The 11,714-nt window shown below is 71.5% G+C and carries 10 protein-coding genes; 9 read left to right on the top strand and 1 reads right to left on the bottom strand.

What is annotated here, in order from left to right:
- Window positions 1-134: 134 nt before the first annotated feature.
- The 9 genes from AC2CHG_RS12270 (at window position 135) to AC2CHG_RS12230 (ending at window position 11,255) form a co-directional block, all read left to right on the top strand.
- Window positions 135-1,946, top strand: coding sequence for a glycoside hydrolase family 13 protein (locus AC2CHG_RS12270; RefSeq protein WP_355506766.1), 1,812 nt, complete (start codon window positions 135-137; stop codon window positions 1,944-1,946).
- Window positions 1,947-2,114: 168 nt separating this feature from the next.
- The gene (locus tag AC2CHG_RS12265) at window positions 2,115-2,456 is read left to right on the top strand and encodes a hypothetical protein (protein ID WP_128136717.1); all 342 of its coding nucleotides are present in this window, start codon (window positions 2,115-2,117) and stop codon (window positions 2,454-2,456) included.
- Between the two features lie 276 nt (window positions 2,457-2,732).
- Entirely contained in the window at window positions 2,733-3,803 is a 1,071-nt protein-coding gene (locus tag AC2CHG_RS12260) for a BMP family lipoprotein (RefSeq protein ID WP_262012757.1), read from the top strand.
- 122 nt (window positions 3,804-3,925) lie between these two features.
- On the top strand, window positions 3,926-5,596 hold the full coding sequence (locus tag AC2CHG_RS12255) for an ABC transporter ATP-binding protein (protein ID WP_484524771.1): 1,671 nt from the start codon (window positions 3,926-3,928) through the stop codon (window positions 5,594-5,596).
- 173 nt (window positions 5,597-5,769) lie between these two features.
- Complete coding sequence (locus AC2CHG_RS12250) at window positions 5,770-6,957, top strand: ABC transporter permease (RefSeq protein ID WP_402809812.1); 1,188 nt, start codon at window positions 5,770-5,772, stop codon at window positions 6,955-6,957.
- 2 nt (window positions 6,958-6,959) lie between these two features.
- A complete protein-coding gene (locus AC2CHG_RS12245; RefSeq protein WP_013283980.1) occupies window positions 6,960-8,240 on the top strand; it encodes an ABC transporter permease in 1,281 nt (426 codons plus the stop codon).
- 104 nt (window positions 8,241-8,344) lie between these two features.
- Complete coding sequence (locus AC2CHG_RS12240) at window positions 8,345-9,049, top strand: cytidine deaminase (RefSeq protein WP_262012598.1); 705 nt, start codon at window positions 8,345-8,347, stop codon at window positions 9,047-9,049.
- A gap of 143 nt (window positions 9,050-9,192) precedes the next feature.
- Window positions 9,193-10,473 (top strand): thymidine phosphorylase, encoded by a 1,281-nt coding sequence (locus AC2CHG_RS12235; protein WP_262012597.1) that lies wholly within the window; start codon window positions 9,193-9,195, stop codon window positions 10,471-10,473.
- Between the two features lie 101 nt (window positions 10,474-10,574).
- Window positions 10,575-11,255 (top strand): DUF4272 domain-containing protein, encoded by a 681-nt coding sequence (locus AC2CHG_RS12230; RefSeq protein WP_135243271.1) that lies wholly within the window; start codon window positions 10,575-10,577, stop codon window positions 11,253-11,255.
- Window positions 11,256-11,261: 6 nt separating this feature from the next.
- Here the strand turns inward: AC2CHG_RS12230 and AC2CHG_RS12225 are convergent.
- Window positions 11,262-11,714, bottom strand: a 453-nt coding sequence (locus tag AC2CHG_RS12225) for a class I SAM-dependent methyltransferase (protein ID WP_484524770.1), incomplete at its 5' end; no start/stop codon positions are given.

Genomic DNA, 11,714 nt, shown 5'->3' with positions numbered 1-11,714 from the left:
GGCTCACGCTGCGGCAAGGGCGTCGTGTCGGCGTACACCGGAGCGGTTCTCGGGCGGACCGCCGCGGTCGGGTGAACCGGCCGCGGCGGGTGCCCGCCCCCTCTCCCTGTCGGTACGACGCGAAAGGCAGCACCATGTCCCTTCAGCCGCACCACGACGGCTCCGCCACCTACGTCCCGGAGCAGGAGCCCGCGCTCGGGCAGACCGTGCCGGTCTTCGTCCGGGTACCGGCCGGAACCGGCGTCTCCCAGGTACACGTGCGCACCACCGGCGACGGTGAACCCCGCTTCGCCGAGGCACGGGTCGACCGCACCGACGGCGACGACGTGTGGTGGCGGGCCGACGTCGAGGTCCGCAACCCGGTCAGCAACTACCGCTTCCTGCTCGACGGCGAACGCGGCACCCGCTGGCTCAACGCGGCCGGGCTGTCCGGCCACGACGTGCCGGACAACGGCGACTTCAAGCTGGTCAGCTACGCCCCGCCGCCGGCCTGGGCGCGGGACGCGGTGATCTACCAGATCTTCCCGGACCGGTTCGCCCGCTCGGCCGCCGCCGACGGCCGGACCGTGCCGGACTGGGCCATCGGATGCGACTGGGACACCCCGGTCGTCGGCCGCGGCCCGGAGACGCCCCGCCAGTTCTACGGCGGCGACCTCGACGGCGTCACCGAGCACCTGGACCACCTGGACCGGCTCGGCGTCAACACCGTCTATCTCACGCCGGTCTTTCCGGCGCGCTCCAACCACAGGTACGACGCGTCGAGCTTCGACACCGTCGACCCGCTGCTCGGCGGCGACGCGGCGCTGGCCCGGCTCGCCGACGCGGTGCACGCCCGGGGCTGGCGGCTGCTCGGCGACATCACCAGCAACCACACCGGCGACGCCCACGACTGGTTCACCGCCGCCGTCTCCGACGTCAACGCGCCGGAACGCGAGCTGTACTACTTCGACCTGCCCGGCTCGGACTACGAGTCGTGGAACGGGGTGAAGTCGCTGCCGAAGCTGAACTGGGGCAGCGCGGAACTGCGCCGCCGGTTCGCCACCGCCGAGGACTCGCTGCTGCGCCGCTGGCTGCGCCCGCCGTACGGGCTGGACGGCTGGCGGGTCGACGTGGCGAACATGACCGGGCGGCGGGGTGCGGACGCGTACACCCACGAGGTGGCGCGGCTGCTGCGCGAGGTGGTCGCCGAAACCCGCCCCGACGGGCTGCTGCTCGCCGAGCACGGCCACGACCACACCGGTGACCTGGACCGCGACGGCTGGCACGGGACGATGAACTACGTCGGCTTCACCGACCCGGTCTGGTCCTGGCTGCGCCACGGCGACGACCCGGTGCCGAACTTCCTCGGCACCCCGGGCGGGGTACGGCGGCGCGACGCGGGCGCGGTGCTCGCCACCATGAACACCTACCGGTCGCTGGTGTCGTGGCGCTCGTACACGCACTCGTGGCAGCTGCTCGGCTCGCACGACTCGGCCCGGATCCGCACCGTGGTCGGCGACGCGGCCCGGCAGGAGGTGGCGGCCGGACTGCTCGCCACCATGCCCGGCACGCCAGTGGTCTTCGCCGGGGACGAGCTGGGCCTGACCGGTACGAACGGGGAGGGCTCGCGTACCCCGATGCCGTGGCACCGGCCGGAGAGCTGGGACCGGCGCACGTTCGAGGCGTACCGGTCGTTGCTGACGCTGCGCCGCGACGAGCCGGCGCTGCGGCACGGCGGCCTGCGGTGGGTGCACGCGGACGCGGACACGCTGGTCTTCCTGCGCGAGGCGCCCACGTCGACGGTGCTGGTGCTGGCGAGGCGAGCCGCAGGCACCCCGGTCCACCTGACCGGCGTGGGAGCCGGAGAGAACGTCTACGGCGACGCCCCCGCCCTCCACCCCGACGCCGAGGGCGCGGTAACGCTCCCTGCGGACGGCCCCACCTTCCAGGTCTGGCGCCTGCGCTGATCCCGCGCCCCCGCCCCGTCGATCTTGCGGTTTCGGCCCGTGTCGTGCGGCTTTCGTCCCTTATGTCGGGGCGGAGACTGCAAGATCGCGGGGAGGGGGGTCACGGTATGACGGCAGGTCGGCGGGGTGACTACTACGTTGCGTCGTTGGTGAGGGAGGATGGGGCGCGTGGAAGCTCTTCGACTGATTCTTCTCTACGTCCATCTGATCGGGTTCGCGCTGCTGCTCGGTGGTGGGATCGCCCAGTACGTCACCGGCCGGCTGCGGATCAACGCCGCCATGCTCTGGGGCGCGATCATCCAGGTCCTCACCGGCATCGGGCTGTCCGCTCCGCTGCGCGACGGGGACGAGCCGGCCCCGGCGAAACTTGTTACCAAGTTGGTGCTCGCGCTGCTCATCTTCGTCATGGTCTTCTTCTCCCGTAAGCGGGAGACCGTCAACCGTGGCCATTTCCTCGCGATCGTCGGGTTGACGCTGGTCAACGCAGCCGTCGCGGTGTTCTGGCGTTAGTTCGCCAGCAGTCGGGGAAGCTCGGGAAAACGGACGTTCGCGACACCTACCGCGCACGCCCACCGGCCGGATAGTGACCTGCCCCACCCAAGGGTTACGCCGGGGTAACGGACGCTCAACAGTCGTGCACGATTGGCGGCCGGTGGGTGGGCGCGGGCGTACGCTCCCGTCCGTAACGTGGGACGCCGGCGGCACACCGCAGGCCGGCGAAGGGCTGTGCACCGCGCACGACGCGGTGCGCAAGGGGAAGGAGACGTCTTGCGCTCTGTGCGTGGGATGCGGATCGCCTCCGCCATCGTGGCGGGTGGACTCGTGCTGGGCGCTGCCGCGTGTGGTGAGGCTCCGGACGACGACAACAACGCCGGCGGCGACGGTGGCAAGAAGTTCAGCGCCTGCATGGTGACCGACGTCGGCGGCATCGACGACAAGTCCTTCAACGCCTCGGCCTGGAAGGGCCTGCAGCAGGCGCAGAAGGAGAACGACAAGATCGAGATCAAGAACGTCCAGTCGAAGGCCGAGGCGGACTACGAGGTCAACCTGACCGGGTTCGTCAACCAGAAGTGCGACTTCATCCTGGCCGTCGGTGGCCTGATGTCGGACGCCACCAAGGCGGCGGCTGAGAAGAACCCGAACCAGCAGTTCGGCATCGTCGACGCCAACCCGGGCGTGTCGAACGTCTACCCGATGCAGTTCGACACCGCGCAGGCCGGGTTCCAGGCCGGCTACCTGGCCGCCGGGATGAGCAAGACCGGCAAGGTCGGCACCTACGGTGGCCTGCCGATCCCGCCGGTCACCATCTTCATGGACGGCTTCGCCGACGGCGTCGCGTACTACAACAAGGCCAAGAGCAAGAACGTCCAGGTCCTGGGCTGGGACAAGGCCGCCCAGAAGGGCTCCTTCGCCAACTCGTTCGAGAAGCAGGACGAGGGTAAGAAGGTCTCCGACGCGCTCGTCGCGCAGGGCGCCGACATCGTGATGCCGGTCGCCGGTGGCGCCGGTCTCGGCACCACCTCCGCGGCCAAGGCCTCGGGCGGCAAGTACTCGGTCGTCTGGGTCGACATCGACGGCTGCGAGAGCACCCCGGACTGCTCGGCGATCCTGACCACGGTCGTCAAGAACATCCCGGAGGCCGTCAAGGAGGCCGTGCTGAAGGCCGCCGGTGGCGAGAAGCTGCAGTCCACCCCGGGCTTCGTGGGCACGCTCGCGAACACCGGCGTCTCGATCGCCCCGTACCACGACTTCGAGAGCAAGGTCCCGGCGGACCTGAAGGCCGAGGTCGACAAGATCAAGGCGGACATCGCCGCCGGCACCATCACCGTCACCTCGAAGGCCCAGCCGACCAAGTGACAGTCCCGCCGGCCGCCGCGGTGCGATCATCGGCAGCGGGGGCCGGCGGACACCAGGTTTGACGATCCGGCCGTCCCGGCGCAACGGGGAAGGTACCCCCGGCGCCGGGGCGGCCGATCAGCTTGACTCCCCCCGACATCCCCACCCGGCGTGGTGGCGGCGCGGCAGGTCGCTACGCTGCACCATCGCTCGCACTCCAGGAGGTTGCGCTGAGACTCGAACTGCGCGGCATCACCAAACGGTTCGGTGATCTGGTCGCCAACGACCACATCGACCTGACGGTGGAGCCTGGAGAGATCCACGCCCTGGTCGGCGAGAACGGCGCCGGCAAGTCGACCCTGATGAACGTGCTCTACGGCCTCTACCAGCCGGACGAGGGCGAGATCCTGGTCGACGGCAAGCCGCTGAAGCTGAAGGGCCCGTCGGACGCGATCGCCGCCGGGATCGGGATGGTGCACCAGCACTTCATGCTGGTGCCGGTCTTCACCGTGGCCGAGAACGTGATGCTCGGCGCCGAGCAGGTCAAGGGGCCCTTCGCCGGGATCCTCGACCGGCGGCGGGCCCGGCGCGAGGTCGCCGAGGTCTCCGAGCGGTACAACCTGCGGGTCGACCCGGACGCGGTGATCGAGGACCTGCCGGTCGGCATCCAGCAGCGGGTGGAGATCGTCAAGGCCCTCACCCGCGACGTCGACCTGCTGATCCTCGACGAGCCCACGGCCGTGCTCACGCCGCAGGAGACCGAGGAACTGCTCACGGTCATGCGGTCGCTCAAGGCCGCCGGTAAGTCGCTCGTGTTCATCACCCACAAGCTGGGCGAGGTGAAGGCGATCGCCGACCGGATCACGGTGATCCGGCGCGGGAAGACAGTCGGCACCGCCGAGCCGAGCGCCAGCCGGGACGAGCTGGCCGCGCTGATGGTGGGACGCAGCGTCCGGCTGACCGTGGACAAGAAGCCGGCCACCCCCGGCAAGCCGGTCCTGGAGGTCGCCGGCCTGGTCGTGGACGACGACCGGCAGGTACGCGCGGTCGACGGTGTCGACCTGACCGTGCACGCCGGCGAGGTGCTCGGCGTCGCGGGCGTGCAGGGCAACGGCCAGACCGAGCTGATCGAGGCGATCATGGGCCTGCGCCCGGTGCTCGCCGGCACGATCACCCTCGACGGCCAGCCGACGCACGGCTGGTCGACCAAGAAGGTGCTCCGCGCCGGCGTCGGCTACGTGCCGGAGGACCGCAGCGTGGACGGCCTGGTCAAGGAGTTCTCCGTGGCGGAGAACCTGGTGCTTGACATCTACGACCGGCCGCCGTTCGGCAAGGGCCTGTCGCTCAAGCCCGAGGCCATCGCGAAGTCGGCGCGGGAGCGGATCGAGCAGTTCGACGTCCGTACCTCCTCGGCCGACGCGGCGGTCGGCACGCTCTCCGGCGGCAACCAGCAGAAGGTGATCGTGGCCCGGGAGCTGTCCCGGCCGCTGAAGCTCTTCATCGCCGCCCAGCCCACCCGGGGCGTGGACGTGGGCTCGATCGAGTTCATCCACAGCCGGGTGATCCGCGAGCGGGACATCGGCACCGCGGTCATGGTGGTCTCCAGCGAACTGGACGAGGTGATCGGCCTGGCCGACCGGATCGCGGTCATGTACCGCGGCCGGATCATCGGGATCGTCGGCCCGGACACCCCGCGCGAGGAGATCGGCCTGCTGATGGCCGGCATCACCCCGGACGCCGCCACCCCGGACGCCGCCACCCCGGACGCCGCCACCGCGACCGAGGACGGCCCTGGCAACGAGGACGAGGCATGACCAACCCGAACCCCGTCTCGGGCTCGCCGGACAAGGAGCCGGCGACCGAGGCGCAGGAGTCGCTGAGCGAGGCGCGGGCGACGCCGACGCAGCCGGCCGGTGACACCGAGCAGACGGTGCCCGCCACCGCGACCGCGAAGAAGCCGGCCCCGGCCGGAGAAGCCCGTCCGAGCATGGGCCGGATGTTCCTGGAAAACCTCTGGGCGGCGAACACGTTCACCGTGACGGTGCTCGCGGTGCTGCTGGCCATGGTGGTCGGCGCGGTGCTGATCATCGTGTCCGACCCCGAGGTGCTCGCCACCTACAGCTACATCACGGCTCGCCCCACCGATGCGCTGAACGCCAGCTGGACGGTGGTCAGTGAGGCGTACGCGAACCTGTTCAAGGGCGCGATCTTCGACCCGGACGCGGTCGGCTTCACCGCCGCCCTGAGCCCGATCTCGGAGACGCTCACCTACGCCGCGCCGCTCGTCTTCACCGGCCTGTCGGTGGCGCTGGCCTTCCGCGGCGGCCTGTTCAACATCGGCGCCCAGGGCCAGGCCACGATCGCCGTCATCCTGGCCGCCGTGGCCGGCTTCGCGCTGCCGCTGCCGCCCGTCGTGCACCTGCTGGTGGCGCTGATCGCCGGCGCGCTCGGCGGCGCGCTCTGGGGCTTCATCCCCGGCATCCTCAAGGCACGGGCCGGCGCGCACGAGGTGATCAACACGATCATGCTCAACTACGTGGCGGTCTACTTCCTGTCCTGGATCATCGTCCAGAACGGGGTGCAGAACCCGAACCGGGCGGACGCGATCAGCAAGCCGGTCGAGTCCACCGCACAGCTGCCCCGCCTGCTCGGCGACGACCTGCGGGTGCACGCCGGCATCCTGCTCGCGGTGGCGGCCACCTGGTTCATCGCCTGGCTGCTCAACCGCTCCACGCTCGGCTTCGAGCTGCGGGCCGTGGGCGCGAACCCGGACGCGGCCCGGACCGCCGGCATCAGCGTCACCAAGACGTACGTGCTGGTGATGGTCTTCGCGGGCATGCTGGCCGGTCTCGGCGGCTCGACCATGGTGCTCGGCACCACCGCCACCGCGCTGACCCCGCTGGTGATCGCGCAGATCGGCTTCGACGGCATCCTGGTCGCGCTGCTCGGCCGCGTGAAGCCGTGGGGCGTGCTGCTGGCCGCGCTGCTGTTCGGCGCGCTCCAGGCCGGCGGCAACCGGATGCAGTCGTACTCCGGCATCTCGCTGGAACTGGTCACCGTGCTCCAGGCGCTCATCGTCATCTTCATCGCCGCGCCTGCCCTGGTGAAGACGATCTTCCAGCTCCGGGCGGCCCGCGCCGCCCGGTTGCAGACGAGCCTCGCGAAGGGCTGGTGAGCATGTCCACCACCGCTGTCCCCGAGGTCGCCGTTACCGCGGTCGACGAGGGTTTCTGGACCCGTAACCGGAAGATCGGCGCGGTCCTGCTGGCGCTCGGTGTGCTCGCGGCGGTGCTGTTCGGTGCGCTCGCGACCGACCAGCACGCGCGGTTCACGCTCAGCGAGACCGAGGGCGGGGCCGCCCTGGAGATCAACGGTACGGTCGGCGCGATCCTGTTCGGGCTGATCACCGCCGCGGCCGGAGGCGCGCTGCTGGCCGGGGTGCCGAAGCGCTGGTTCACGCTGCTGCTCGGCGCCGGGCTGGTCGCCTTCGTGCTGAGCTTCCTGTGCTGGCAGGTCTCGGCCGCGCCCGAGGGCCGCAACTTCATGCCGCTGGTGAACGTCGTCCGCGGCACGTTCATCCTGGCCCTGCCGCTGATCTTCGGCGCGCTCGCCGGTGTGCTCTGCGAGCGTTCCGGCGTGGTGAACGTGGCGATCGAGGGCCAGCTCCTGATGGGCGCCTTCTCCGGTGCGCTGTTCGGCAGCATGTCCGGCAGCGTCTGGGTGGGCCTGGTGGCCGCCGCCATCGGTGGCGCGTTCATCTCGTTCCTGCTGGCCGTGTTCTCCATCCGCTACCTGGTCGACCAGGTGGTCATGGGCATCGTGCTCAACCTGCTGGCGGTCGGCATCACCGGCTTCCTGTACGAGCGGCTGATGCAGACCGACGCGGCGAAGTACAACAGCGCCCCCCGGTTCGGCAACTGGGAGATTCCGCTGCTGTCCGACATCCCGCTGCTCGGCCCGGCGCTGTTCCGGGGCAACATCTTCCTCTACGTCGGCCTGCTGCTGGTGCTCGTCATCCACCTGGCGCTGTTCCGTACCCGGTGGGGCCTGCGGACCCGCTCGGTCGGCGAGCACCCGACCGCCGCGGACACGCTGGGCGTAAAGGTGCTGCGGCTGCGCTACCGCAACGTGATCCTGGCCGGTCTGGTGGCAGGTGTCGGCGGCGCCTCGTACACGCTGGCGCTCTACTCGTTCACCAAGAACATGATCGGCGGTAAGGGCTTCATCGCCCTGGCCGCGCTGATCTTCGGCCGGTGGAGCCCGACCGGCGCGCTGCTGGCGGCGCTGTTCTTCGGCTTCGCCGACCAGCTCGCCACCTACCTGGGCGCGATCGGCAGCAGCATCCCGAGCCAGTTCCTGGCGATGCTGCCGTACCTGGCGACGATCCTGGCCGTGGCCGGGCTGGTCGGCAAGGTCCGGGCGCCGGCCGCCGACGGCAAGCCGTACATCAAGGGCTGACCGCCCGCCGCGACACCGTGCCCGGCGGGGCGACCCGCCGGGCATCGTCGTCTCCGGCCGCACCCGCGACCGATCGGCGTTGATTGGGCAGAATGGGGGTTGTGATGGAGATCGACTGGGAGCGGCTGCGTACCGCCGCCACCGAGGTCATGCGGCACGCCTACGTGCCGTACTCGAAGTTCCCGGTGGGTGCCGCCGCGCTCGTCGACGACGGCCGGGTCGTGGTCGGCTGCAACGTGGAGAACGCCGGCTACGGCGTCACGCTCTGCGCCGAGTGCGGCGTGGTCTCGCAGCTGCACGCGACCGGCGGTGGCCGGATCGTGGCGCTGTCCTGCGTCGACGCCACCGGTGAGCCGCTGATGCCGTGCGGCAGGTGCCGGCAGCTGCTCTGGGAGCAGGGTGGGCCGGAGTGCCTGGTCGAGGCGAAGGGCGGACCGCTGCGGATGGCGGAGCTGCTGCCGCACGCCTTCGACGTGGCCGACATCGAGGCGGTGACCGGTGAGCATCCGGTGCCTGTGGTGCCGGACCGGCTGGCCGCCTGGCGGGGCCGGGGCACCGTGTTCGTGCACCCGGACCTGTCCGCCGGGCAGCAGGTCTGGACGACGTACTGGGAGCGGTCGTCCGGTGACACCACTGATGCCGAGACCGGCGTGCTGGAGGAGGGCTCGACCTGGGACGACCCGGCCGAGGCGATCGAGTGGGGGCTGGCGCGGACGCCGCGCGTGGTCGTGGTGGACGCTTCGGGGACGATCTTCTGGGCTGGTGAGGGTGAGCCTCCTTCGGAGATTCCGTCCCGTTGGGGTGGTTGAGGTGGGGGAATCGGGCCGACCGTGCCCGGCTCCGGGCAGTCAGGCTTGATCCCTCCGCCGGTCACGGTCGGCCCGATTCCTCGACGGTCACCGTTCGCGGGTCGGTGCGGCCACGCGCGATCAAATTGATTGGATCTTGAGAAGTGAGTGCTTTTACGGCGGTTGACGTCATCCGGGCGAAGCGGGACGGGGGTGTGCTGAGCGACGGGCAGATCGACTGGGTGGTCGACGCGTACACCAAGGGCCTGGTCGCCGACGAACAGATGTCGGCGCTGGCCATGGCGATCCTGCTGCGCGGCATGACCGCGCCGGAGATCGCCCGGTGGACGGCCGCCATGATCGCCAGCGGCGAGCGGCTCGACCTGTCGCCGGTGTCCCGGCCGACCGTCGACAAGCACTCCACCGGCGGCGTCGGTGACAAGATCACCCTGCCGCTGACCCCGCTGGTAGCGGCGTGCGGCGCGGCGGTGCCGCAGCTGTCCGGCCGGGGCCTGGGCCACACCGGCGGCACGCTGGACAAGCTGGAGTCGATCCCGGGCTGGCGGGCAGCGCTCACAAACGACGAGTTCATCGCCCAGCTCCGCGACGTGGGCGCGGTGATCTGCGCGGCCGGCGACGGGCTCGCCCCGGCCGACCGCAAGCTGTACGCGCTGCGCGACGTCACCGGCACCGTCGAGGCGATCCCGCTGATCGCCAGCTCGATCATGAGCAAGAAGATCGCCGAGGGGACCGGCGCGCTGGTGCTCGACGTGAAGGTCGGCTCCGGCGCGTTCATGAAGAACGTCGACGACGCCCGCGAACTGGCCCGCACCATGGTCGAGCTGGGCGGCGCGCACGGCGTCCGGACGGTCGCCCTGCTCACCGACATGTCCACCCCGCTCGGCCTGGCCGTCGGCAACGCGGTCGAGGTGACCGAGTCGGTGGAGGTGCTCGCCGGTGGCGGTCCGGCCGACGTGGTGGAGCTGACGCTGGCGCTGGCCCGGGAGATGCTCGACGCGGCCGGCCTGCCGGACGCCGACCCGGAGGCGGCACTGCGGGACGGCCGGGCGATGGACTCCTGGCGCACGATGATCCGGGCGCAGGGCGGTGACCCGGACGCCCCGATGCCGACGGCGAACGAGGTCGAGCTGTTCACCGCGACCGAGGACGGCTGGGTCGCCGAGATCGACGCGTACGCGATCGGGGTGGCCGCGTGGCGGCTCGGTGCGGGCCGGGCCCGCAAGGAGGACCCGGTGAGCATCCCGGCGGGTGTGGTGCTGCACAAGCGACGCGGTGACCGGGTGCGTGTCGGCGACCCGCTGTTCGAGCTGCGGGCCGAGCACGCCGAGCGGATGCCCGCCGCGCTGGACGAGGCGCGCCGCGCGGTGCGGGTGGCGCCGGACGCGCCGGACGCGACGCCGCTGGTCGTCGAGCGGATCGGCTGACCGGGGACGGCCGTGGTGCCGGCCCGGCGGGAGCCGCTATCCTCCCAGGCCAGGGGGGATCGGCCGGCGACGAGCCGAGGTGAGCAGACAGGGGCTTGACCGTGCGCGTACCCGCTCCCGATCCCCGGGCCGTCCGGGAGGCGAGCCTGGACGAGTTGTCCCGGCTGGGTCTTCCGCTGCCACCGCCGCAGTTCCCGCTGGTGTGGGAGCCGGGCGACGAGATCGAGCTGCGTCCGACCCCGGAGATCGAGGCCCGGATCGCGGTGCTGCACGTGATCCTGGCCCGCTGCTTCGGGATGCCCGCGCAGGCGGCGATGAGCTGGCTGCTGGAGTCGCACCTGGTCGACTCGGTGACGCCGCCGGAGTGGCAGTTCGTGATGGGCGGCCGGGGCGACCACAGGTCGTTCGTGCTGCACCACGACGCGCTGTTCTCGCTGGCCTGGGTGCTCGGGCTGGCAAAGGAACTGGACCCGACGGTGCCGGTGGACGAGCGGCTGGTCGAACGGATGCCGAACCTGGTCGCGGGGGAGACGTTCGGCCAGTGGCGGGCCCGGATCCTGGCCGCGCCGCAGCATCCCGGTGACGCCGCGGCGCTGCTGGACCTGCACTACTGCCTCGACTGGGCGTACCTGGAGACCGAGAAGGCCGGCGGCGCGCTGCCGGGGCTGGTGGACGCCAACGCGATCGGGCAGCGCCGGTGGGCGCTGGAGTGGGCGGTGGTGCTGCGCGGGCCGTACCACGACGAGCCGCCGGGCTGGGAAGAGGTCGACCTCTCCACCTGAGCCGCGTCAGCGCGGGCGGTGCACGCCGAGCCGGACGGAGAGCGTGACCGGCACCGGGTCGGGCAGCGCGGCGATGCGCGCGGCGAGCCGTTGCGGGTCGGCGTGCCAGGCGCTCGGTCCCATCCCGACGAGCGTGGTGACCTCGGCGCGGGTCAGCGCGAGCCGGGCCCGGTGCCCGGTCGCGGACTCCTCGGCGAAGTGGGCGCCGAGGCTGCCGGCGACCCGGTCGGCCTTGTCCGGGTCCACCCGCAGCAGGTCCAGCGCGTCGACGAGTTCGGTCAGGTGGTCGGCGGCCGGGGTGACCACCAGCAGCGCGCCGCCCGGGTCGAGCACCCGGTGGAACTCCGGGCCGTTGCGCGGCGCGAACACGTTCAGCAGTACGGCGGTGGACCGGTCGGCCAGGGGCAGCCGCTGCCAGGTGTCGGCCAGCGCGGCGGCGGCCCGCGGGTGCGCCCGGGC

The organism is Micromonospora sp. ATLC20 (genome assembly GCF_057196585.1).
Note: the sequence above shows the minus strand (reverse complement) of the source record. Positions and strands in the feature narration are given on the sequence as shown.